The organism is candidate division KSB1 bacterium (genome assembly GCA_034506255.1).
Classification (GTDB): Bacteria; Zhuqueibacterota; Zhuqueibacteria; order Zhuqueibacterales; family Zhuqueibacteraceae; genus Coneutiohabitans; species Coneutiohabitans thermophilus.
In genome coordinates this window covers 217,501-242,142 of the sequence record JAPDPX010000009.1, presented here as the reverse complement: position 1 = coordinate 242,142, position 24,642 = coordinate 217,501, and the positions used below count along the sequence as shown (strand labels likewise).

The 24,642-nt window shown below is 59.8% G+C and carries 12 protein-coding genes and 2 rRNA genes (1 of these 14 only partly in view); 5 read left to right on the top strand and 9 right to left on the bottom strand.

Features of this window, described 5'->3' with window-relative positions:
• Positions 1-218: 218 nt before the first annotated feature.
• The 4 genes from ONB52_18790 to ONB52_18775 all read right to left on the bottom strand — a co-directional run bounded on the left by ONB52_18790 (position 219) and on the right by ONB52_18775 (position 4,317).
• Positions 219-1,178 carry a ring-cleaving dioxygenase gene (locus ONB52_18790; protein MDZ7418177.1) on the bottom strand — a complete coding sequence of 320 codons (960 nt, stop codon included), beginning with the start codon at positions 1,176-1,178 and terminating at the stop codon, positions 219-221.
• A gap of 370 nt (positions 1,179-1,548) precedes the next feature.
• Positions 1,549-1,980: a DUF1573 domain-containing protein gene (locus ONB52_18785; protein ID MDZ7418176.1), complete on the bottom strand. Its 432-nt coding sequence runs from the start codon at positions 1,978-1,980 to the stop codon at positions 1,549-1,551.
• Between the two features lie 177 nt (positions 1,981-2,157).
• Positions 2,158-3,057, bottom strand: coding sequence for a hypothetical protein (locus ONB52_18780; protein MDZ7418175.1), 900 nt, complete (start codon positions 3,055-3,057; stop codon positions 2,158-2,160).
• A gap of 165 nt (positions 3,058-3,222) precedes the next feature.
• Positions 3,223-4,317, bottom strand: a complete 1,095-nt coding sequence (locus ONB52_18775) for an efflux RND transporter periplasmic adaptor subunit (protein ID MDZ7418174.1) — start codon at positions 4,315-4,317, stop codon at positions 3,223-3,225.
• Positions 4,318-4,887: 570 nt separating this feature from the next.
• Here ONB52_18775 and ONB52_18770 point away from each other — a divergent pair.
• The 5 genes from ONB52_18770 (at position 4,888) to ONB52_18750 (ending at position 11,370) form a co-directional block, all read left to right on the top strand.
• Positions 4,888-6,117, top strand: coding sequence for a DUF5666 domain-containing protein (locus tag ONB52_18770; GenBank protein MDZ7418173.1), 1,230 nt, complete (start codon positions 4,888-4,890; stop codon positions 6,115-6,117).
• A 609-nt stretch (positions 6,118-6,726) separates the two neighbouring features.
• Complete coding sequence (locus ONB52_18765; GenBank protein ID MDZ7418172.1) at positions 6,727-7,515, top strand: glycosyltransferase family 2 protein; 789 nt, start codon at positions 6,727-6,729, stop codon at positions 7,513-7,515.
• Positions 7,516-7,521: 6 nt separating this feature from the next.
• A complete protein-coding gene (locus ONB52_18760) occupies positions 7,522-7,968 on the top strand; it encodes a GtrA family protein (GenBank protein MDZ7418171.1) in 447 nt (148 codons plus the stop codon).
• A 46-nt stretch (positions 7,969-8,014) separates the two neighbouring features.
• Entirely contained in the window at positions 8,015-10,057 is a 2,043-nt protein-coding gene (locus tag ONB52_18755; GenBank protein MDZ7418170.1) for a hypothetical protein, read from the top strand.
• A complete protein-coding gene (locus tag ONB52_18750) occupies positions 10,054-11,370 on the top strand; it encodes a phospholipid carrier-dependent glycosyltransferase (protein MDZ7418169.1) in 1,317 nt (438 codons plus the stop codon). The genes ONB52_18755 and ONB52_18750 overlap by 4 nt, the downstream gene beginning before the upstream one ends.
• A 124-nt stretch (positions 11,371-11,494) precedes the next feature.
• On the opposite strand, the gene ONB52_18745 is transcribed toward ONB52_18750, so the two are convergent.
• The 5 genes from ONB52_18745 to ONB52_18725 form a co-directional block, all read right to left on the bottom strand.
• Entirely contained in the window at positions 11,495-20,770 is a 9,276-nt protein-coding gene (locus ONB52_18745) for a T9SS type A sorting domain-containing protein (protein MDZ7418168.1), read from the bottom strand.
• 58 nt (positions 20,771-20,828) lie between these two features.
• A complete protein-coding gene (locus tag ONB52_18740) occupies positions 20,829-21,119 on the bottom strand; it encodes a hypothetical protein (protein ID MDZ7418167.1) in 291 nt (96 codons plus the stop codon).
• Positions 21,120-21,310: 191 nt separating this feature from the next.
• Entirely contained in the window at positions 21,311-23,119 is a 1,809-nt protein-coding gene (locus tag ONB52_18735; GenBank protein ID MDZ7418166.1) for a protein kinase, read from the bottom strand.
• Between the two features lie 252 nt (positions 23,120-23,371).
• Positions 23,372-23,488, bottom strand: a 5S ribosomal RNA gene (rrf, locus tag ONB52_18730).
• Positions 23,489-23,575: 87 nt separating this feature from the next.
• Positions 23,576-24,642, bottom strand: a 23S ribosomal RNA gene (locus tag ONB52_18725) (it continues 1,939 nt past the right edge of the window).

The window sequence follows — 24,642 nt, the reverse complement described above, 5'->3', positions numbered from 1 at the left end:
ACTTCAAGAAAGGTTCATCTTGAAGATTGAAGAGTGTGGCATTGCAACCTGCGGCGTTTGCACCCCCGCAACACAAACACCATCCCCTCGGGGCAAAACCCGCAAAACGTGAAGCGCCGGCGGCAAAGCGCTGCGGCGAATGCAGACAACAGGATGGCAGGGATGCGGCGGCGTATTGCACCAGCGCCGGCTGCAACAGCATGCGAAGGCGGCCGGCATTACCGCCCCCCTTCCAACTTCGGCATCTCCAACCGCGGCAGCGCGGCCTCGATCTGCGGCCGCTGCGGCTCCAGCCAGGGCGGCAGAATCAATTGCTCACCCAGGCGCTCCATGTCCTCATCGCGATCGAAACCGGGGCCATCGGTGGCCAGTTCGAACAGCACGCCGCCCGGCTCGCGAAAATAAACCGACTTGAACCAGAAACGGTCGATCTGCCCGGTGGGGAAAAGGCCCGCTTCGAGAAGCACCGCCCGCATTGTCATTTCTTCGGCGGAATCCTGCATGCGCCACGCAACATGGTGCACGGCCCCGGTTCCCCAGCGGCCGCGATTCTCCCGCGGCAATTCTTTCACCTCGATCATTTTACCCGAGCCGCCGCCTTCGACGCCGTAACGCGACCAGCCGTTCTCAGTGCCCAGCAGTGAGAAGCCCATGCAGGTGGTGAGCGTCTCTGCCGTCGGCGCGAGGCGGCGTTCCCACAGCCGCACGGTGTGCATGCCGCGCACTTGGTGCTCCTCCGGAACCGGGCTTTTTCCCCAGGGCACAAACGCGCGCAGATCATCGGTTTCCACCAGGGCAAGCGGCAAACCATGCGGATCTTTGAAGGGCAGCGTGGTTTCGCCGAAGCGTGTTTCAACCGCGCCGTATGGCACGCCCGTTTTGTCGAAACGTGCACGCCAATATTTCAAGCTTCCCTTTGGAACAGCGAAAGGTACTTCGACGATCAAATCCGTGCCCGCTCGTCCGGGCCCCATGCCCGGCCAGGGGAAAAAAGTGAGATCGGTTCCCGGTGTGCCGGCGCCGTCGGCATAAAACAGATGATAGGTGTCGGGAACATCCTGGTTGACGCTCTTCTTCACCAGGCGCAGTCCCATGACGCCGACGTAGAAGTTCAAATTCTCCTGCGCGTCACCGGCGATGGCGGTGAGATGATGAATACCGTGAACGGTGTGTTTCATGGGTTGGTGCGTCGCCTCGTTCCACCTTGCAGCCGTTTGCGGGCGCAGGGAATGAACCGCGTATCCCGGCTTTCGGCGGGAATCCACCCCGGCCGGGGATGGCCTCTGCATCGGATGAGTCCTTCCCGCTCGGGGGAGGATTCCCGTCGCATGACAAATTTTTATAGCAGCCCTTCAGGGTCGGTGCCTGAAGGCACCACTACGATAGTTGATTGTCATCATGAGAGCTGCCGCACGCGGCATGGCAAATTACCACGAAAATGCCGTAGCGCAGGCTTCCAGCCTGCCTGCAGACAAGATGTCTGCGCGACATTTTCATCGTGATGGGTGTGCAAATGCACATGGCAATTACCCTGAAAGGGGCAAATGATTATTGCTTGCTCTCCCCGGTTTTTTCTGCCGCGACGACGCCATGAATAGAAATGCTGCGTTGTGGCGCCGTGACGTCGTTGGAAAAAACATAAACCGTTTTGTATACCCGGCCGCTGCTGTGACCGGTGCTGTAAGTCACTTCGATCTGGCCCTCTTTCTGGGGTGGAATGATTTTCGAGCTCTCCGCCGCGGTGCAGCCGCAGGAGGTTTTCACCTGGGTGATTTTGAGCGTGTCGCTGCCGACATTTTTGAATTTGAAAATGTGTTTCACCGTGGTGTTTTGCGCCGCCGAGCCAAAGTCGTAACTCGTTTCGACAAACTCGATTTTGGCTCCCCTGACCGTTTTGGTGCTGTCCTGGGCAAGGGCGGAATTGACGGACAGTAGCACGGCCACAGCCGTGACAAGGTTGAAAAGAGATTTGAGCAACATTCGAACATCTCCTCGTTTGAACTTATTCCTTATGGGAAAGACCCAAGTAAATGTCTGACGGAGCGGCGAGGTCATGGGGCAGCAAACTTTTTCATGGAGGCGCGAAACTGGCAATCACACAAGCCTCCTGCCAAACAACGACGCCGACTCGCGGCCGGGGATTCTGACTTGTCCCAATCATGGCAAGTTGGCCGGGACGGTATCACCGAAGGCCGCCAGCAAATGCGCGGCAAACCCCTCATCCCAGCGGGCTTTCACTTTGCCATCCTGCAGCCAGTAAAGGCGCGGCGGGCTGCCGCCGATCAGATTGAAAAACTCCTCCGCGGAGATGAGATGATAGGGAAACGCTGCCTGGGTTTTTCCGGCAAAGGCGGCAACCGCCGCTTCATTTTCGCTGAACATCAGCACGTAGATGGGGGGCAACTTTGCGTTTTTTGCCGCGAGTGCGCCCAGCTCACGTGCGGTTTCCTGGCAATGCTCGCACTCCGCGTTGAACACCGCCACCAGTTTGTCGCCGCTGGTCAAGTCGACACGGCCGGCCTTCTCAAATTGCACGTATTTCGCAAAGGTTGTGTCGTAATTGCGGCGCACCGGTGCCAGCACGAACACAACCGCGAGGCTCGCAACCGCCAGGCCGGCGGGAAAAAGGATTTGCCGCTTTTCCGCCCGCGTGATTTTGAACAGCCACAGACTCAGGCCGAGCAGCACGACATTTTTGACCAGGGATTCCGCCGAAGACATCGGGAGCAGCTTGCCGAAGCAGCCGCAGTCGGAGGTCTGTTCGCCCAGAGTCAATTGATAACCCTGCAGCGCCGAAAAGGCAACCAGGGTGGCGATTACCAAAGGCAGAGTCACGCGTTTTACATGATACGGGAACAACAGGGCCAGCCCGAGAAACAACTCGCCGGCAATCACCAGCCGTGCGGGATAAGCCGCCTGCTCACGCGTGGCCAGCAGGCCTTGTTCGACGATGGCAATTTCAAACAAGCCGGTGTCCCGCAGTTTCGAGATGGCCGAAAACAGGAAAACGCCGGCCAGCAACATCCGCAAAGTGATTGCGCATCTCGCAGCCGTCATACGATACCATCAGAACGGTGATTGTGCACACGCGCTCAAACACCAGCGGCGCCGCCGGCCAGTCATCTGGCGGAGTGACGACGCGCACGCCACAGGAGAACCGGGCGGGCAGCAGAGGGGATTGCGTTGTCTTCTGCACCGCGGCGCGGGAGTCTGCCCGCGTTCTCAGTTTGCACTTGCAGACCCACTCTCTGCCGGCCGCACCGCCATGCCCGGCCGCAACTGCAAAATGCCGGAGGTGATCAATGTGTCGCCCGGCTGCACGCCGTCGGTGATTTCAACGCGCTCATCCGTGCGGGTGCCGATTGTCACACTGCGGGACTCGGCCCTGCCGTTCTTGTACAAAAACACGCGATGCCCCTTCAGCTCCGGAATCACGGCAAAGGCGGGCACCATGAGCGTTTCCTTTTCGCGCAGGACAACTTCGACATTGGCGAAGGCCCCCGGCAGCAAAACGCCGTCGGGATTGGGGCTGAGGGCGCGCAGGTGCATGGTGTGCGTCGCCGGGTCGATTTTTGCCTCCTGTGCGTAAATGGTCCCCTCAAACTTCTGCGTGCTGCCCTGCACGCTGAAACTGATCGGGGCACCGATTGTGATCTGGCCGGCATATTTCTCCGGCACGGTGAAGTCGATTTTGACGGGATGATTGTCCTGCAGGGTGGTGATGACGGAAGCCGGCGAAATATAACTGCCTTCGCTCACCCGGCGCAGGCCGATGCTGCCGGCGAACGGGGCGCGAATCTCCGTCTTTGCGATTTGTGCGGTGATGAGCTGAATTTCGGCTTTCACAATGTTCAATTCGTTCACGGCATTGTCATAGTTTTCCCGGCTGGTCAGATTTTTCTCGAACAACTGGCGCTGGCGCTCGGCCTCCTGCTCGGCAATGGCCTGGCGAAACCGGGCACGCGCCAGTTGCGCCTGCAGCTCGGTGTCATTGATTTTGAGCAGCAGCTCGCCTTTGTTCACCCGCGCGCCCTCCCGGAAATAAATCTTCTCGATCTTGCCGGCGATTTCACTGCGGATCTCGACTTCTTCGTTCGCGAGAATCGTTCCAACGGTCTGAACCCGGTCGCCCATGCGCTCGGCATGAATGATCTCCATGCGCACCGGCAGGCGACTGTCGCGTGCGGCGTCCACACTGCCGTTGCTGCCACCGCCCCGGTTGCGACCCTGTGATCCGACCAGCTTGGGCAGCGTCAGGGCTGCCAGCAGTGCAGAACCTGCCAGCAACCACCAAACTCTTTTCTGTTTCTTGTTCATTGACAATGCTCCCGTTGGAATTGTTTGTGATAATAGAATAATTTTCCATTAGAAACAACTTTTGTCTAACGACTGGAGAAAAGACCCCATGTCAGCCTCACCGCCCTATTGCAACCTGCACGAAATTATTCTCCCCAAACTGAACTGCGACTCATACCAGTAAAAGTCATTGGCAAGGAGAGCAATAGAAGAGGAAGGCAATAGGCATGGTTTGGAAATCCCAAAGCCCTCTTCGACAGGCCATGATCCTTGCTGTCTCGGCGAGATTCCTCCCGGCCCACAAGCCGAGCTGTTCGACATGACTTGCAAAGATTGCACATTCTGCGGCGAACCCGCTGGGCAAAAAATGCACACAATTCCCTGCCGGCAAACACGCCAGAAGAGTTTGCTCATTCCAAAACATGGGCTTGGCAATGTCTTGCCACACTGGCATATTCTTCGCACTGCGAACAGCCCGGCCCCCTGCGAGTGATACGGATGGCGAGTGCAAACTGCCTTAGGAAACGGCACTCCAGGTGACGAGCTTCATCCTTGTTTCCATTCACTCTTTAAAACCCAAGGAGATCTTGCATGCACAAATTTTCCACCTCAGAGTGGCGGGTGGCGGTGGTGGCAATTGTGCTGTTACTGGCGACACTGCTCGGTGGCTGCGGTAAAACACCTACCGATGCTGAGCTCACTGGCGGCAGTGAGTTGAACAAACTGGCCGCGATACAATCAACTCCCTCTCCTACTCCCAGTCCCTCGCCCACGACAACACCAGCGCCAGGAGCGACGCTTCCCTTTGAGACATTCTGTGTTCGGGAGGCGAAAGTGGAATGGAAGCGCGATGCCGGCGATCAGCGCTTCGAAGTTGAAGGCCTGCTGTTGCCTGCTGGCTTACTCATTTCGCTGCGTGATTCCTCGGTCACGGTGGTGTTCGGCGACCTCAGCGTCACCATTGCCGGCAGTTCCTTCGTGCGTGACGACGACAACGACGGTTTCAAGTTCAAGAACCAACAGGCCGGCATCACGGAGATTGAATTCAAAGATGACGGACGATACGAAATCGAAGGGCGTGGTTTGAGCCTGGGCGGCATGAACCTCCGGGAGCCAGTACTGTTCGCCTTGCAAATTGGCAGCCGCCGCGGTGAATTCAAAATCCCCTTCGATAGTCGTGATCGGTTCAAGAATCCCAATCCCTGTCCTAGGCCCACGGCAAGCCCGAGCCCCTCACCTACCGTGAGTCCGTCACCCGAGCCCACGGTCAGTCCGAGCCCCTCACCTACCGTGAGTCCCTCGCCCGAGCCCACGGTCAGCCCGAGCCCCTCACCTACCGTGAGTCCCTCGCCCGAGCCCACGGTCAGTCCGAGCCCCTCACCAACCGTGAGTCCCTCGCCCGAGCCCACGGTCAGCCCGAGCCCCTCACCAACCGTGAGTCCCTCGCCCGAGCCCACGGTCAGCCCGAGCCCCTCACCTACCGTGAGTCCCTCGCCCGAGCCCACGGTCAGTCCGAGCCCCTCACCAACCGCGAGTCCGTCACCCGAGCCCACGGCAAGCCCGAGCCCCTCACCTACCGTGAGTCCGTCACCCGAGCTGCATCTTGAAGGAGCAATTCAGGCATTGGTGATTCGCGGTGCTTACGATGGTGAAGTGACGGTCAAAGGAGTAAAATTTATCGTTACACAAAACACCCGTCTGCAGGATGAAGAGGGCGGAAGTGTAGCCTTGCATGCTTTTGTAGTTGGCGAGGAAGTGGATGCGTGGGGCACACCGGCGGTTCAAGGCGTGAGCCAGGCCTCAAAAATTCGCAAAGATTAGTCCAGGCAAAGATTTCCCGCGTGCAAACCAAAGCCGGCTGGAAGTCTGCCTTACAGGTGTCTTTGAGTTTTGGTGGTTTTTGCCGGGAAACATTGCCACAGGTGGCAACGACTCACAATCGTTGCCACCTTCATCTCGATGAACAGCCCGCAGTCATAAGAAGCATCGAGGAGAAAAGCAGTATCATGGCGGTGCTGTTCTTGTGGTCGTGGGCAACGGCTTGCAGCGATTTGCCTTCTGCACCGGGTGCGTTCCCTCACCGGGCGTGAGTTCCAGCCCGTCGCCGTTGGTGAGACTGAGCCCCCATCCCTCTCCGGGGTTGGAGTTGGAAAGGTTCATGCAAGCACTGGTGGTTGCACCAACAGAGAGGTGACGGCGCAGGAAGCAAGTTTGTCGTTCCCGGCAGCACACGGTGGCAGGATGCCAACGGCAATACCATCACATTGAGCACATTGGGTAAATTTATTGCGGGTGAGCAAGTGCAAGCGAGCGGCACATCGGCGGTCAACAAAGTCAGCACTGCCAGCGACGTTCGCAAGAGGTAAACTCGACAATGGAGCGGTTGGCAGAAGGTGGCTGCCGGCCGATCATGCTTTCAGGGAGAGCGACATGGCTTTCAGCAAGGGAATGAACAGGAGCGGGCGGTTGCGGGTGGAGGTGGTGGTTCCCGTTTACAATGAGGAGCGGGATTTGCCCCGCAGTCTCAGCCGTTTGCAGGCGTTTCTGCAGGAAAATTGTGACTATGACTGGCAGATCACGATCGCGGACAATGCTTCGACCGATGGCACGCCTGAAGTGGGCCAGGAGCTGGCGACGCGACACGAGCGGGTGCGTTATGTGCGCCTCCCCCTCAAGGGACGTGGCCGTGCGCTGCGCCATGTCTGGCTGGCGAGCGAAGCCGATATCGTGAGCTACATGGACGTCGATCTCGCCACCGATCTGAGTTGTTTTCTGCCGTTGCTCGAACGGCTGGTGCGTGGTGAGGCCGAGATTGCCATTGGTTCGCGGTATCAACGAGGCGCGCGGGTAACGCGCGGCTGGAAACGGGAATTGTTTTCACGTGGCTACATGCTGCTGCTCAAGATGTTTTTTGGTTGCAGCTTCAGTGATGCCCAATGCGGCTTCAAAGCCGCGACCCGGCGGGCAGTACAGACACTGGTACCGTTGGTGGAGAATCAGGGCTGGTTCTTCGATGCCGAGCTGCTGCTGCTGGCGGAACACTACGGTTTCACCATTGCCGAAGTCCCGGTCATCTGGACTGATGACCCCGATTCGCGGGTGAAAATGGTACCGACTATTTCCGAACATTTCATTGGTTTGCTGCGCATGCGGCTGGCGTTCAGCACCGGCTTTGCCGCCGTGCCCGCCGCCAATCCGGTCAGTGAAGTTTATGCGTGAGTCAGCATGAACCCCGTCCGCCAACTGTTGCATTTTGCCGGCGTGGGAGTGCTCAACTCCTTGATCGACGCCTTGCTGTACCTGCTGTTAACGCGCGCCACGGACCTGGCACCGCTGCCAGCCAGCGCCCTTTCCTTTTTGACCGGTAGTGTCAACAGTTTCTTGTTGAACAAACGCTTCACCTTTGTTGATGAGACCGGTGGCGCTGAAATGGCACGACAGTATGTGCGGTTCTTTTGTGTGACGCTCCTGGTGCTGGGTGTGCATCAGCTCAGCCTCCTATGGTGGTATCATCTGCTCGCGCTGCCGGATGTCTTCGCCAAAGCCTGCGGCATGGCCGCCGGTGTGCTGCTGGGTTTTCGTCTCAACCGAAACTGGGTGTTCGGTTTGAAGTTGCCGATGCGCCAGCGGCGGCACCTGCCACTGCCCTCCCTGCCTGCCGGACAACAATAACGCAGAAGGCCACAAATCCTTTTCTGTTCTTTCCGGAGCGTCATCAATGGATTTTGCACTGACCGGGGATTCCGTCCTCGAAAACCTGCGCTTCATGGCTGTGCTGATCGTGCCGCTGGTGCTGGGCCTGGCACTCAGCCTGCGCCTACGTGGCGCCTTTTTCTTGGGAGAGCGGCTGCTGCTGGCCATGGTTTTCGGCCTGGTCGCTTTTACCAAGGCGACGTTTCTCGTGGCATTGGTGTTGGGGGTTCGCAGCGCCGTCGTCCTTGGCGTGCAAACTGTGATGCTGCTGACGGCGGTGCTCTTGCTGGCACACCGGCGCAAGCCTGCCACCGGTCGGAAACGCATTGCGCCCGCCCTGCCGGCAAAGCGACTGTCAAAAGTCGATCGTGTCGGCCTGGCCGTATTCGCCGGCAGTCTCATTCTTTTTTGGATACTTGCCGCCCGCTTGATCCTCTGGCAAAACGGCGGCCTGGCCACCGGCTATCTCGATGCCTGGGGTGACCTGCCGCTGCATCTGAGCATGATCACAGTTTTTTTGAATGCGGGCCCGTTGCCCTTGCGCAGTAGCATCCTGGCAGGCGAGCCGTTGACCTACCCCTTTCTCGCTGATTTCTTCAGTGCGGCCCTGATGCGGTTGGGGATGCCACTCGAACAGGCTGTGGAGTTGCCGGCGGCATGGCTCAACAGTGTCATGCTCACGCTGCTGTACTATCTTGGCTATCGGCTGGTGCGCCATCGCGGCGCCGCGGCTTTGGCAGTCGGCTTGTTGTTGCTCGCTGGCGGTTTGGGCTTCTTGTGGTTCTTGTCCGATCTTTTCTATGCGCCCAAACCGATATGGGAATTTTTGCAACACCTGCCGCGGCGCTACACCAACATCAGTGCGTTGAACATTCATTGGGTCAATCCGGTACTGGCTCATCTGCTGCCGCAGCGTTCTTTCCTTTTCGGCTTCCCCATGGGGCTGGCGGTGATTTTGCTGTGGTGGCAAGCCGCCGGACGGCGGCCGCAAATGGCAATGGCAGCCGGCGTCCTGACCGGTTTGCTGCCATTGTTTCACACCCACACTTTCCTGACAGCGATGTTGCTGGCGGCGATGTTTGCCGGGTTGGCCGTGCTGCAGCGTCGCTGGCAGCATGTGAAATACTGGTTGCAATTTACTGCCACCGCTTTGCTGATTGCCGCCCCCGCACTGTGGTTTCTGCTTTCTTCGCAGGTTTCACGGCAAATCATCCGCTGGCATCCCGGCTGGATGGCAGAGGGGGAAAATTGGCTTTGGTTTTGGTTGAAAAATACCAGCGTCTTCATCCCGGTGTTGCTGGCCGCGTTGCTGGCGGCGCGCGGGCTGCGTGTGCGGCGGCGCGCACTGGCCTTCTATCTGCCGTTCGGCCTGCTGTTCATGGTGGGGAATCTATTTCTGTTTTCCGTGTTTGCTTATGACACCAACAAGGTTCTGATTTTCTGGTTCCTGCTTTCGCTGCCGCTGGTGGCACGCGTGTTGATGGCCTTGTGGCAGGCGAAATCCTGGTGGTTGCACGGTTTTGTCTTTCGCACGCTGTTGCTGGCCCTCACCCTTTCCGGCGCACTCAATTTGGCACACGAATTCCAAAACAATGGCTGGCTGGAATTGTCGGCGGAGGAGGTGCAGCTCGCGCAACAATTGCGCCTCCGCACCAAGCCGGAAGCCGTCTTTTTGACGGCGCCGATTCACAACCACCTGCTCACTCTGGCGGGGCGTGCCGTGGTGCTCGGCTATCCCGGTCATGTCATGTCGCACGGGCTGCCGGTGAGCGCGGCGCAACAGAAGGTGGCCGCACTCTACCGCGGCGACAGCACAGCAGAGTCCACACTGCTTTCCGCCGGTGTCGATTACATTGTCTGCGGCCCCAACGAGCATCACCGCTATGGCGAGGTTTGTAAACGGCTCGACCGCCGGTTTCCGCTCGTGGCGCAAACAGAAAACTACCGCGTTTACCAAGTGACGCCGGCTGGGGCGGCCATGAGTGCCCTGTTTGACGCCCAGAAAGGTCATCGAGGCTCGTGGCCTGCTGCCCTCCCCCTCCGCACAAATGGGGAGGACGGAAAATGAAATTCAGCTTATTCAGGCAGGCCGGCTGGCAGCGCATCACAGCCGCCTTGCAGCAGCGCCCGGATTATTGGTTGCAGCTTTCCCTGTTGCTGCCGGCAGCCTTCACCCGCTTATGGCGCCTCGACACGCCCGCGACAATGGTTTTCGACGAAGTGTATTTTCCGGTGTTCGCCAACAATTATCTCGAGCGAACCGCCTTTTTCGATGCGCATCCTCCCTTGGGAAAATATTTGATCGCGCTCGGTATCCGTTTTTTCGGCAACGTGCCGCTGGGCTGGCGGATCATGGAGGCACTGTTCGGCATCGCGGTGATCTTGTTGATCTATCGCCTGACGCTGCAACTGTTCGCCGACCGGCGGGCGGCCATGCTCGCGGGACTGTTCGCCATTGCGGACGGCGTGTTGCTAGTGGAATCACGCACCGGCCTGATCAACATTTTCGCGGTGTTCTTTTGCCTGCTGGCTTACCGGCTTTTTCTGCAGGCGGGCAGCGAACAGCCGCGACAACCACGCTGGCTTTACCTGCTGGGCAGCGGCATGGCCATGGGAGCTGCCACGGCGGTCAAATGGATTGGGGCCGCAAGTTTCGCCGTCATCTTCCTCATCTTCCTACTGGCCAAGGCCCGGCAGCAATGGCCATGCTTGGCAGCACGACTGCCCGGCAGCGGCCTGCTGTCACGGCTGGCGGGCATTCACCCCGACGTCTTCCTGCTCACCTGTGTGGTCATGCCGGCGCTGGTCTATTCTGCCAGTTTTCTGATTCATCTGCAGCAGAATGACCAGCACCACTTCTTCGAGCTGCACCGTCAAATGTTCGGCTATCATGCCCACCTGCAGGCCGGACATGGCTACGCCTCACCCTGGTGGAGCTGGCCGCTGCTGCAACGGCCGGTGAATTATTTCTGGCAGGTGGCTGCCACCGGCCAAACCACCACCATTTTGCTGCTCGGCAATCCCGCCTTATGGTGGCTGGCGCTGGCCGGGGTGGGCGCCGGCTTGTGGCAGGCGGTGGTGCACCGTCATTTTGGAGCCGCGTTCGCCGTGCTGGCGCTGGCGCTGCATTATCTGCCCTTCGCCCTGATCTCACGCGCAAGCTTCTTGTATCATTTCATGGGAGCCCTGCCCTTCTCCATCATGTTGCTCGCCGCTCTGCTGGTGCGACTGTGGCAGCGGGGGGGATTGCCGCGTGAGCTGGCAGCCATGGCCGTGCTGGCGGTCGTGTTGTGCGCACTTTACTTCTTTCCTCTCTGGACGGCCCAGCCCCTTCCGCTCGGCGCCTTTTATCAACGCATGTGGCTGCGCAGTTGGATTTAACCGAGCATCCTCTGCCAGTGGCAGACGGACAACCGGCCTTCCTTCTCCTCCAACAAAAAAGGCGGGCCTCCTGAAAAAGCAAGCCCGCCGGTTATGCTCTTGCTCCGTTCTTGCAAGCACAAAGCTACTTGATCATCTGCATACTGCCGGTGAAGACTTTACCGTCGAGTGCCAGGCGATAAAAGTAGATGCCGCTGGCCGCCGGCCGGCCGGTCTTGTCACGGCCATTCCAGCGCACTTCATGCACGCCGGCCGGCATGTCCTTGTTGACCAGCATGCGCACCAGCTCGCCGCGCAGATTGAAAATCTGCAAGCGCACACTGCGGTTCTGCGACAGCACGAAACGAATGGTGGTTTCGGGATTGAAGGGGTTGGGATAACATTGCACCCCTTCCACCAGGGGCGCGTCGGCCACCTCCGCCGCGGGCGCCCCAAACTTGGCGGTGCCCCCGATGAGTTGATTATACCAAATTGCGTCCGCGCTGAGGTTGGCGGCGGCCACCATCAGACCCGTCGTGTTGGTGAATGGCTCTGCCGGCGCGCTGAGGTGGTCGAAGTCATCACTGCCATTGGCGAACAGCACACTGACCGGCTGCGTTTCCAACGTTGACTCGGAACCGAGGCTGCACATTTTGTATTCGCCACGCGCAGGGGCCGTGGTACGAATGCCCATGACATAAAGGCGATTGTTGCTGGCGTCGATGGCCAGTGCCGGGCTGCGCCACTGCTGGCTGCCATTGGCAGTATTGACTTTAAATTTGCTCCACGTGCCGCCAGTGGCCCGCACGTAGAGGGTGTTGGCGGGATCCGCACCGCTGGCGTTGCTGTTGGCGGTCAGCACATACACGCGGCCGTCGGGCGCCGCCATCGCCGAGAGACCGGCCTCGGCGCGCTCATTGCCAAAGAAAGTCAGCGCGCTGCTTTCATCACTCCAGGTGCCGGCGGCGGCATTGTCATCGTGTTTCAAAAAACCATAGGCGGTGCCGCCGTCCGCCGTCAACATGCCATAAAAGACCCCGACATAATTGACGCCACCGGCGTTGAACCGCACGGCATCGACCATGCCACGGTTGCCACTGATGCCGGACTTGAGCGTGAGGGTGCCCGACCAGGTGGTGCCATTGTCGGTGGATTGCCGCGCCTCGAGGCTGCCGGCATTGACACGGAATACCCAAAGATGGCCATTACTGGCGCGCACCAAACACAGTGGCCGCGGCTCGTCATCATGTGTGAAGCCGCTGAGCGTTGTCGACGATTGCACCGCCCATGTGCCGCTGTTGTAACCCACCCGGCCGAAGAGCGAGCCGGTATCCAGCGAGGCCAGTCCGAAAAAGCGATTGTTGGGGGAATCCGGCACAATATCGATGCGGGAGTTCTGGTTGTACTCGATCAGGAGGTTGCGCGTCCAGTTGCCTCCGGCATATTTCCACAGATACCAATCATTCACCGTACGATCATAAGCCGCCAGCCACCACATGCCGTCGTGGTGGAAGAGTTTGCTTTGATTGGAGGCCTCAAACAAACCCATGGTGTTGGCGTGCACCAGCGCGCCGGCATTGCCCCCTGGTGGGGCCACCAGCGTGTAGGATGGCGAGGTTGCGTCAACCGGCTGGCTGCTGGTTTGGACCTGCAGCGTGTAGGAGCCGGCGACAGCCGGGTTGACGATCCCGGCGCCCTGCGCGAACTGCACGGTGACACTTGCGCCAGCGGCCAGCGAATTCGGCACAGTCACCACTGCCCGCCGTGTTGCCGGCGTGGTGGTGACATTGGCGGCGTTTACCCCGTTGACGGTAACGCTGCTCACGGCCATGCTCGCCGGAACCGTGGTGCCCGCCGGCCAGGTGATCGTGATCGTGCTGCTGCCGCCGGTCAATGCACCCTGACTGCCCAGCGTGAGGGGAATCGTATAACCCGCTACACGGCTGACAGTGTCGGGCAGCACCGTGATGTTACTGACAGTCACCGGCACCGGCGCCTGCAGGTTGTAATTCGGTGAGGTGGCCTGAACCGGTTGTGCACTCGTCTTGACCTGCAGCGTGTAGGCGCCTGGCGTGCCGGGATTGACAATGCCGGCGGCGGCTGTCACCTCCAGCGTGACGCTGGCATTCGCCGCCAGATTCGCGGGCACCGTCACCACGGCAAAGCGGCCGGCGGTGTTGGTGGCAACATTGACCGCCGCGATGCCATTCACCGTGATCGCACTGCTGGCAATCGCGGCCGGCACCGTGGTGTTGGCGGGCCAGGTCACCGTGATCGTGCCGGCACCGCCACCCAAGCTGCCCGCGCTGCCCAAGGTGATGCCAATCGTGTAGGCCGCCGTCACGCTGGTGGTGGCGGGATTGACCGTCACACTGTTGACGGTCACCGGACTGGGTGGCGGCGCCGGGCCGAGATTGAGCAGGTTGTAATAAAGCTGCTGCTCGGAATCATTCTCGATCGCAATCATCACGCCGCTGCCGCTGGTGTGATTGTGCTGCGCCACCGAGGGATTGACAAAGTAGTTGTTGCTGCCTTCGAAGATCGTCACACTGCTGGCGGTTTCGAGGTCGCCCTCACTGCCAAGCGCGGCTTTCTTGTAATAGCCGCGGCGCTCGCTGCCTTCCGGCGCGCCGATGGCATAGAGGAAATTGTTGCTCTGGTCGATGGCGAGCGCCGGCCGCGTCCAGCCGCCGCCGCGATTGACCGCGAACAACTGCCACGTGCCGGAGGGCGAGCGCTTGTACAGGCCGTTGTCGACGATCGAAGCGCCACCGCCGTCGGTTTTGGTGATGAGATAGACCGTGCCGTTGCCGGCCACTGCCATATTGATGTGATCATCGGAACGCGTGCCGCTGTAGGGCGGCAAGCTGCCGCTCTCATCCGTCCATGCCGTCGAACTGCTGCCATCGCTGTGACGCAGGAAACCGACAATCGAGTTGGTGGTGGAATTTTCCGAATAGCACACGCCCATGTAGTGGTTGCCGCCGCTGGCAAAGGCATGGCAGTCGGTGAGCGCGGTGTTGTTCAGACCGCTTTTGAGCACGATTACGCCCGACCAGCTCGTCCCCTCATTGGTGGAAACGATGCCCTCCAGTTGATTGCTGTTGACGCGGAAGGCCCACAGCTCGCCGTTGTCGGCGCGCGAGAAGCTGATGGAATATTCGCCGCTGTGGGTGAAATGCGTGATGTTCACCGGATAGCCGGCATCCTTGCTCCACGCGCCGCCGCTGTAGCTCAGCCGCAAAAATTGCGACTTCGTGCCGCCGGAGACGAAAATGTAGAGTTTGTTGGCCGCACTGTTCAGGAAACAATCCGGCCGGTAGGTTTTGGTGTCGGCAATCACCAGCCCCTGATCAACCCAGTTGCTGCCATCGAATTTCCACAACTTCCATTTGTTCTCACTCTTTTTCAAGCCTGCCAGCCACCACTTGCCATCATGGTAGAAAACGCGGCTTTGATGCGGTTTGTCAAAATCGCCGCCAGTGCCCGCGATGGCCGTGCCGGTCCCGGAGGGCGGCGGATTGGGTGAGGGATCGATGGTATAGCCGGGCGAAGCGGCGTCGCCGGTCTGCTTGCTGGTGTGCACCAGCAGGGAATAATCTCCGCTGGTGCCGGGATTCAAGATCGCCGCCGCCGTGGTGAAGACAAGATTGACGCTGGCATTATTGGCGAGGGTATTGGGCACGGTGACCGTGGCCTGCCGTGTCGTGCTGTTGCTGCTCACCGCCGCGGCATTCACACCGTTCACCGTCACACTGCCGGTGGAGATGCTGCCCGGCACGCTCGTGCCTTCCGGCCAGGTGACGGTAATCGTGCCACTGCCGCCGGTCAGCCCGCCATAGGCTCCCAGCGTGATCGGAATGGTGTAACCCGCCACTTCGCCGGCAATCGTGGGATTGACCGTGACATTGCCGACCACCACCGGCGGTTGCGTGGTGATTGCATAAGCCGGCGAGTTGGCGGGCGAATCCTGCCGGCTGGTGAAAACGGACAGCGTGTGGTTTCCAGCGGCAGGATTGATCACGCCCGCGGCCGCGGTGAACAACAGCGTGACACTGGCGCCATTGGCAAGCGTGGCCGGAACTGTGACCATGGCGCGGCGCTGCGCGGGGTTGGTGCTCACTGCGCTGGCGGAAGTGCCATTCACCTTGACCTCAGCCGGCGCCATGCTGGCGGGCACCGTCGTGCCGGCCGGCCACTCCACCGTAATCACACCGCTGCCGCCGGTCAAGCCGCCATAGGCACCGAGCGTGAGCGGGATGGTGTACTCCGCGGCTTCGCCGGCATAGTTGGGATTGACCGTGACCGCGCTCACCGCGACGGGCGGTTGCGCTTCGATGAGATACACAGGAGAAGTTGCAATCGAATCCTGCTTGCTGGTCGTGACCTGCAGCGTGTAATTGCCCGTGGTCGTGGGATTCACGATGTTCGCGGCTGTGGCGAAAGCCAGTGTCACACTGGCACTGCCCGCCAGTGTCGCAGGAACGGTTACGGTGGCGCGGCGCTGCGAGGATTCTGAGGTCACCGCCTGAGCAGCAATGCCATTGACCGTGACATTGGCCGCGTTGATGCCCGCCGGCACACTGGTATTATTGGGCCAGGTTACCGTGATCGTGCCACTGCCACCCGTCAGGCCGCCATGCGGACCGAGTGTGAGAGGTATGCTGTAAGCTGCCGCCTCGCCTTTGTAGCTTGGCGTCACACTGATGGCATTCACCACCACCGGCGGTTGCGCGATGATTTGATAAAGCGGTGAGCTGGCGCTGTTGGTCTGCGCGCTGGTGAACACCACGAGTGAATAGCTGCCCGCCGCCGGGTTGGTCACGCCCGCGGCCGCGGCAAAGACCAGGGTGACACCGGCATTGCCGGCCAAAGTCGCCGGCACCGTCACCACCACACGGCGCTGCAGCGAATCGGCGGCCACCGCATGGGCAGCCACGCCATTGACCGTCACATTGGCCGCGGCGATTGTCGCGGGCACTGTGGTGCCGGCCGGCCAAGTCACAGTGATCGTACCGCTGCCACCGGCCAGCCCGCCATTCACACCCAGGGTCAAAGGAATCGCGTATGCCGCCGCCGCAAAGGCCCGGTTGGGATTGACTGTGACATTGCCAATCGCCACCGGCGTGCTGTCCGTCAAGGTATAAGCCGGTGAGGTGGCCGGCGGCGTCTGCTGGCTGGTGAAAACTTGCAGCGTATAGTTGCCGCTCAGCGCGGGATTGATGAGGTGGGCGGCAGCGGTGAAGACCAGGGAAACGGTGTCATTACCCGCCAGGCTGGCCGGCACGGTCACCACTGCTCGACGCTGCAGCGAATCAGCCGCCACCGCCTGGGCAGCCACACCATTGACCGTCACACTGCTGGCGGCCATTGCTGCCGGCACGATCGTGCCTTCCGGCCAGGTGACGGTGATCGTGCCCGCGCCACCGCTCAACGCCCCTTCACTGCCAAGGATGACGGGAATGGTATATGCCGCCACCGCAGCAACCTGGGTGGGCGCAACCGTTATCGCATTGACGGTCACCGGCTGCGGTTCATTGATGTTGTAACTCGGAGAAGTTGCCGGCGAGGGTTGCGCGCTGCTGAACGCTTGCAGCGTGTAGCTGCCAGCCGCCGGGTTCACCAGCCCCGCACCCAATGCAAAAACCAGGCTGACGCTGCTGCCACCATTCAATGTCGTGGGCACGGTAACAGTGACGCGGCGCTGGCTCGCTTCGGAAGTCACCCCTGCTGCGGCCACGCCGTTGACGGTCACTTGCGCGGTCGACATGCTGGACGGCACCGTCGTCCCTGCCGGCCACGTGATGGTCAGCGTGCCGAGGCCGCCCGCGAGCGCACCCGTGCTGCCCAGCGTGAGATTGATGCTGTAGGCAGCCGTCAGGCCGGCCGTTGCGGGAGAAACAGTTACACTGTTGATGGTGAGCGGCCCTGCCGGCGGCGTGCCGAGCGCGAGCAAATTGTACCAGTTCTCGAGCGCGCTTTCGTTCTCCATCACCGCCAGCAGACCGGTGGCGCTGGTGTGATTATGCGGTGCCAGCGAGGGATGATCAAAATCGACCCCGGCCTTGACAAACAAATCCACCGTCGTCGCATTCTCAAAATCACTCTCGCTGCCATAGGCCGCTTTCTTAAACACACCGCGCTCATGCGTGCCATCATGACCGATGAGATACACATAGTGATTGCTCTCGTCCAGGGCGATCGCCGGCGACGACCATCCGCTGCCCCGATTGACGACAAAACTCTGCCAACTGCCACTGGGCGTGCGCTTGTAAAGGCCGTTGTAAACCCCGGTGCTGCCGCTGCCGTCGGTCTTGGTCACCAAATAAACGGTGCCATCGTCGGAAACGGCCATGGCAACCTGATCATCTGCGTTGGTGCCGGCGAAGGAGGTCAGTTGCGCGCTTTCGTCGCTCCAGGTCGTGCTGGCGTGACCATCCTGATGCCGCAGGAAACCGTAAACCGCACCGGGCACCGCATCTTCACCATAAGCAACCCCGATGTAATTCACGCCCCCGGTGGTAAACGGCAGACAGTCGACCATGCCGGTGCTGGCATGCAAACCGGCCTTCACCACGAAAATAGCCGACCAGTTCAAACCTTCATTGGTCGAATAGGTCGCACGCAGCGCACTCTCGCCGATGCCAAACACCCAAAGCTCGCCGTTGCGCGCACGTGTGAAACACAGCGGATTGCCACCGCTGTGGCGGGCACCGGGAACATTGGCCGGATAACCGGCATCGATGGCCCAGCCACCACCGCCATAAGTGAGCCGGAGAAACCGTGATTGGGTGGTGTGCGACAGCAGCACGTAAAGACGATTGTTGGCACCGTCCAGAAAACAATCCGGTCGATCAATATTGGAGTTGGACAATTCGAGTCGAACCGTCCAGGTCGTGTCCACCAACTGCCACAGCTTCCAGCGCTGATCGGACTTGTTGAGCGCGATCAGCCACCAGGAGCCGGCATGATGAAACACGCGGTTTTGATTGGGCCGCGCCAGACCGTCGCCACTGCCGACCACTGGTCGTGCCACCCCTGTCGAGGACTTGATTTCATAAGCCGGCGAGACCCCATCCACAACCTGTGCGCTGGTGTGTACCGTCAACGTGTACTGGCCAGCATTGGCGGGGTTGATTAGTCCAGCACTGGCATCAAAAACGACAGTCGCCAGCGATCCCCCGGCCAGCGTTGCAGCCACTGTGATCGTGGCTTGCTGCTGTGCCGGATCAGTGATCACTGCAGCGACCGGCTGGCCGTTGATCGTTACCGCGCTGCTGTTGATGGTGGCGGGAAGTCCGGTGCCGGCTGGCCAGGTGACAGTGATCCTGCCATGATTGGCCAGCAAACCCCCGCCGGTCGAGAGAGTAATGGGAATGGTGTAGGCCGCCACTTCACTCACGCTATCAGGGCTCACGGTGACTGCCGAGACTGTCACGGCCGGCCCGGCCTCAATGGCATAAGGCGGCGAGGCCTGCGCGCTGCCCTCGCTGGAAGTCCACACCTCCAGCGTGAAGCTGTCTGTGACTGCCGGATTATGCAAACCAGCGGGCGCCAGAAACTCCACGGCCACATTGCCGCCGCCCGTGAGATCCTGGGGAACGGTAATCGTTGCCTGCCGCAAACTGCTGTCGCTCCCGGCCGCGGCCGCAGCCACGCCGTTGATGAGCACATTGCTCGCGGTAATTGCAGCGGGCACGGCCGTACCCGCCGGCCATCTGACGGTGATCGTGCCGCTGCCGGCGGTCAGTGCGCCCGCGCTTCCCAACGTCAATGGGATGGTATAACCCGCCGCCGCCTGCGTGTAATTCGGTGTTACTGTGACATCTCCCACCAGCAATGGCGAGTTAATATTGTAAGCCGGTGAGCTGGCGGACAGTGGCTGCGCACTGGTGGCAAGCGTCAGCGTATAGCTGCCCGGAGTCGCGGGATTGATGATCCCGGCCGCGGCCGCGAAGACCAGCGACACCTCGCTGCTACCCGGCACGGTTGCCGCGACGGTCACCACTGCCTGACGGGCAGCAGGATTGGTTGTCACTGCACTGGCGGCTACACCGTTGACCGTAACCTGGGCTGCGGAGATTGCCGCCGGCACGGTCGTGCCGGCCGGCCAAGTCACAGTGATCGTGCCGCTGCCGGCTGCCAAATTTCCGGAAGGGCTGGTGCTGAAAGCGATGGTATATTCTCCTGCCACGGCGGTGGTTGGCGGATTGACATTCACCTCGTCGACCACCACCGGTGCACTGCCGGCGCTGATATCGAGCTTGTTGAACCAAATGTCATTGGCGGTGGTGTTGTCTGCGGTGATCAGAAGATCCGTGCCCGAATTCAGCAAACCGCCGGGCACGCTCAAATCACTGAATGCCTGCGTGCCGTTCGCCAGGGCCGTCTGGATGGTGGCGCTGGTGAGCGTATGTTCCTGGCCAATCAGGGCCGTCTTGTATTCCACAATACTGCTGCTGGCATTGCGGCCGAAGAGATACAACCGGCCGTTCTCGCCGTCGATCGTGATTGCAGGCGAGTGCCAGGCCACGCCGGAGCCGACGGTATTGACCACAAAAGCCGACCAGATGCCGCTCGCATTTCGTTTATAAAGAGTGTTGCGTGGATCGGCACTGGCACCACCGGTTGTGCGCACAAACATATAAACATTGTTTGTGCCATCCACCGCCAGGCACACGTTGTTCTGCGCGTTCTCGCTGCCGAGAGGCATCACCTGCGCCGACTCATCCGTCCACACGCTGTCCGGATCGCCATCGCGATGCCGGAAGAACCCGAAGCGCCGCGTGCCGCTGCCGGATTCTCCGTAGCCCACGCCAACATAATTTTCACCGGCTGCCGTGAAGGCAACGGCATCGGTGGTGCCCTTGGGATCGTTGAGACTCGCCTTGATGGTGATCACATTGCTCCAGCTCACCCCCGCATCGGAAGAGCGCTTCGCCTGCAGCCGGTTGCTGTCAATGCGAAAAATCCACAGATCACCGTTCTTCGACTGGACCATGCTGACGGGGTTGCTGTGATCGGCGTTGACAAAATCGGTGAATGTCTTTTTGGGAAAGCCGGAATCGATCGCCCAGGTGCCGGCGGAGTAGGTGTAGCGCCGCAGCTTGGGCTGGGTGTGATGCGAGAAGAACAGATAGAGCCGGTTTTGTGCGGCATTGAGCACCACGTCGGGCAGATAACTCGTGCTCTTTTCGAGCTTGTTCGTCCGGCTCCAGGAGGTGCCGTTGTATTTCCAGAGGTACCAGGCGGCCTGGACCTCATGAAAGGCCAGCGCCCACCAAAAGCCGTCGTGATAGAAGACCTTGCTTTGATTCGATTTTTTGTACTCCGCGGTGGTCGTGGTCGCAAGCGGTGCACCAGTCTGCGCCAGACTGCGGCCACCGCAGAAGGGAAGCAGCAGCAGACTCGCAAGCGTCACCTGAAGAAACCGATGACATCCTGAACAACGAAACATAGCTATGACCCTTTGTCTTCATTCACTGTGTTCTAACAGCATGCCGGGGCATGCTGTTCATTCCCCCTTGGCGGCACAGCCGGACAATCAGCACCCCCCGGCAAACCGGCAGCATCACATGACCGAAAGTCCAAATCCGGAATGGCGACCGATTGCCGGTGTCGAAGCAAAACCATTCCATTGAGCTGAACGGATCGAGGCTCGAGGCGAGGTCCACACGGTTGTTGATAGAATTGATCATGCCCTCCCCAACAGGGGATTCGAGCCGTGGCTTTGGCAGGTGGATATCATCGACCGGCCATGCTTTCGACATGGCGCTCCTGATCAGGAGGTGATCATTACGGCAGCTGGAGGTTGGCAATCCAAATTGACATCAAGGCAGCATGATTCTTCTCGCAAAGTTGCTTGTATATCTGCGATTGTACTTGCGGCGTGATGCGATTGCGTAAGTGCGGCGGGGGCCAAGAAGGCGGGCGGGGAAGTGAACAGGCGGGAGCGGCAGCGTTACTCTCTCTTCATTTGAATGACAATGGGCTGGTATTCACCACCGCGCACGCTGACTTTTTTGGAAGGTTCCGCCATCACAAAACCAAAACTGCGGACTGTGACTTCGTAATCGCCGATGAGCACGTGCTGGCGTGAGCCATCCGGCTTCCAATCGACTTGATGTCCATTCAAAAAGACGGCACCAAACACCGGATCCCCGGCCTCATCGAATGCTTGCACACTGATCTCACCCAACAAATCAATGTCAAATTCCTGCGATTTCTCCGCCTTGACCACAAGGTGACGGCTGATGGCGGGGTGGGGAGCCAGCCGGAATTGCAGCTCATGCGGGCCGGGCGCAACCGGGACTGTGATCACGCCGCTGGCGGGTTTGCCGATGCTGGTGCCATCGAGAAAAATCTCGCTCGGCGGCCGGGAGGTGATGCGCAGCGCCACGGTCGTCACCACCGGCCGCTCCGCTGCCGGCGTCAATGCCGCCGACAGTATGGCCGTCCCCCCCTTCTCAATGGTCACGACCTCACGCCACACCTGAAAACCCGGCAGGTGCAAAGTCACGTGGTAACGCCCCGGCGGCAGGCTGTCGAAACGCGCGGGTGTTCGCCGCTTTTGGCTGATGCCGTCGATTTCAATCATCGCACCTTCCGGGGTACTCTTGACCTCGAGCCGGCCGGCCCTCGCGGTGAGTCCTGCCGGCCGGCTCACGGCTGCTTGTGGGCGAGTCGGTTCCGAGGCTGGCTGCGGCGGCCGCGATTCCGGTTGGGGTACACGCAGGAAAGTGAGCAATGCGATAACCAAAGTGGCAGCCGCAATTCCGACGAACGAGAGAGTGGGCCAAAGCCGCCGGCTGGAACTCGCGGGACGCGCCGGCGCCGGGGCCGCAGCAGCGGGGGGCTCCATTGGCACTGACACGGGAGTCGTTGCGGGCCGGGGTGACACAGGCAGGGTTGGCTGGGAATAGATCAGACCGGGCTGGCTTGGCTGCCTGGGGAACTCCGCGAGTGCCAGCAGCACTTCTGACGCAGTTTGATAGCGGTGCGCCGGCGATTTTTCGAGCAATTTGAGAATCAGCGTTTCGAGCCCGGGCGGCAAGTCCGGGTTGAGTGTCCGGGGACTGACTGGCGCCACGTTGACGTGTTGATGGCAAACGCTCATCAAATCGCCCTTGAAGGGCGGGGAGCCGGTGGCGCATTCAAACAGCAAGACGCCCAACGCGTAAAGATCGGAGCGGGGGTCCAAAGGCTTGCCACGAATCTGCTCCGGCGACATGTAAGTGGGCGTGCCGATGACGTTGTCGCCCACGGTCAAACGCGCCAGTTCATCGCCACGCACCAGACCAAAATCGGACAGCACAGCATTGTGACTCTGATCGAGCATGACGTTTTCCGGCTTGAGATCGCGATGGACGAAATTATTGACCACGGTTTGCGCGTAGGCCAGTGCGGCAGCAAGCTGGTTGGCGATTTGAAAGATGATATCGACGGGCAGGGGGCGATTGGGATGCAGAAGACTGCGCAGAGTGCGCGGCAGGAAGTTCATGACGTAGTAATGTACCAGCCCTTCCTGACCGTGGTCGAAAATCTTGATGATGTTGGGATGATCAAAACGGGCGACAGCCGCCGCTTCCTGATGAAAGCGCTTGACCAGACTTTCATCGCGGCTCGAGGTTTCATTGAGCACCTTGACCGCGACGTCACGATTCAAATTAATCTGGCGGCCGCGGTAGACTTCCGCGAACGCGCCTTTGCCATAAAGTTCGAGAATTTCGTAGCGACCGCTGCCGAGAATGCGGCCGACAAGCGAAGCCATGTGTGCCACCTGAGATTAGCGGGGACTCCCACGCCGGCCGGGGCATGGGAGGGTTTCAGTTCATGCTGAGAGGGCAACACTGGTTGACGCGGCGCTTTGTTGATGAAGAGGAGGCGCATACGTCACCTGGCGGAAATAGGAAAAACGCAGGCAAAATGCAACAGAATTGTCATCCTGCAGTGTCATGGGCTTGGGTGGGACAGCAAGAGACAAAAAAGGCCTTCCTAATTTTCATCGGGAAGGCCATATAATTTCCGGCAACGACCTACTCTTCCACCTCGTCACCAAGGCAGTACCATCGGCGCTGGAGGGCTTAACGACTCTGTTCGGAATGGGAAGAGGTGTTGCCCCTCCGCCAAAGTCACCGGAATTTTTTTGCGATATAGATCAATGAGCGTATGCTGTTACAGCAGTTGGTGAAAACCAGAAATAACCTTTCGTTGCGGATGAAAAAAATTGGTTAAGCCGCACGGCTGATTAGTACCACTCGGCTGAAAACGTTGCCGTTCTTGCACCTGTGGCCTATCGACCTCGTCATCTGCGAGGAGCCTTCAGCGTCGCCGAAGCGACAGGGGAAATCTCATCTTGGGAAGGGTTTCGCGCTTAGATGCCTTCAGCGCTTATCCCATCCGGACACAGCTACCCAGCGATGCCACTGGCGTGACAACTGGTATACTGGAGGTCCGTCCACTCCGGTCCTCTCGTACTAGGAGCAGCATCCCTCAAATTTCCTACGCCCACAACAGATAGGGACCGAACTGTCTCACGACGTTCTAAACCCAGCTCACGTACCGCTTTAATTGGCGAACAGCCAAACCCTTGGGACCTTCTCCAGCCCCAGGATGCGATGAGCCGACATCGAGGTGCCAAACCGGGCCGTCGATGTGAACTCTTGGGCCCGATAAGCCTGTTATCCCCAGAGTACCTTTTATCCGTTGAGCGACGGCATTTCCATACACGACCGCCGGATCACTAGCCCCTGCTTTCGCACCTGCTCGACCTGTTAGTCTCACAGTTAAGCTCCCTTATGCGCTTACACTCTACGCATGATTGCCGACCATGCTGAGGGAACCTTTGGGCGCCTCCGTTACCGTTTGGGAGGCGACCGCCCCAGTCAAACTACCCACCTAGCAGGGTCTCTGCACCCGATCAGGGTGCCAGGTTAGTGTCTCAATATAGCAAGGGTGGTATTTCAAGGTTGACTCCCCGACGGCTGGCGCCGCCGGATCGACGTCTCCCACCTATCCTACACATGCAATACCGAAACACAGTGCTAAGCTATAGTAAAGGTTCATGGGGTCTTTCCGTCCCGTTGTGGGAAACCGGCATCTTCACCGGTACTACAATTTCGCCGAGCCTCTGGTTGAGACAGCGCCCAAGTCGTTACACCATTCGTGCAGGTCGGAACTTACCCGACAAGGAATTTCGCTACCTTAGGACCGTTATAGTTACGGCCGCCGTTTACTGGGGCTTCGATTCAAAGCTTCGCCTTGCGGCTAACCTCTCCTCTTAACCTTCCAGCA

Bases quoted from the DNA above. Each gene is read 5' to 3' on its own strand.
- ONB52_18790 (MDZ7418177.1), bottom strand. From the start codon at position 1,178: ATGAAACACACCGTTCACGGTATTCATCATCTCACCGCCATCGCCGGT.
- ONB52_18785 (MDZ7418176.1), bottom strand. From the start codon at position 1,980: ATGTTGCTCAAATCTCTTTTCAACCTTGTCACGGCTGTGGCCGTGCTA.
- ONB52_18780 (MDZ7418175.1), bottom strand. From the start codon at position 3,057: ATGACGGCTGCGAGATGCGCAATCACTTTGCGGATGTTGCTGGCCGGC.
- ONB52_18775 (MDZ7418174.1), bottom strand. From the start codon at position 4,317: ATGAACAAGAAACAGAAAAGAGTTTGGTGGTTGCTGGCAGGTTCTGCA.
- ONB52_18770 (MDZ7418173.1), top strand. From the start codon at position 4,888: ATGCACAAATTTTCCACCTCAGAGTGGCGGGTGGCGGTGGTGGCAATT.
- ONB52_18765 (MDZ7418172.1), top strand. From the start codon at position 6,727: ATGGCTTTCAGCAAGGGAATGAACAGGAGCGGGCGGTTGCGGGTGGAG.
- ONB52_18760 (MDZ7418171.1), top strand. From the start codon at position 7,522: ATGAACCCCGTCCGCCAACTGTTGCATTTTGCCGGCGTGGGAGTGCTC.
- ONB52_18755 (MDZ7418170.1), top strand. From the start codon at position 8,015: ATGGATTTTGCACTGACCGGGGATTCCGTCCTCGAAAACCTGCGCTTC.
- ONB52_18750 (MDZ7418169.1), top strand. From the start codon at position 10,054: ATGAAATTCAGCTTATTCAGGCAGGCCGGCTGGCAGCGCATCACAGCC.
- ONB52_18740 (MDZ7418167.1), bottom strand. From the start codon at position 21,119: ATGTCGAAAGCATGGCCGGTCGATGATATCCACCTGCCAAAGCCACGG.
- ONB52_18735 (MDZ7418166.1), bottom strand. From the start codon at position 23,119: ATGGCTTCGCTTGTCGGCCGCATTCTCGGCAGCGGTCGCTACGAAATT.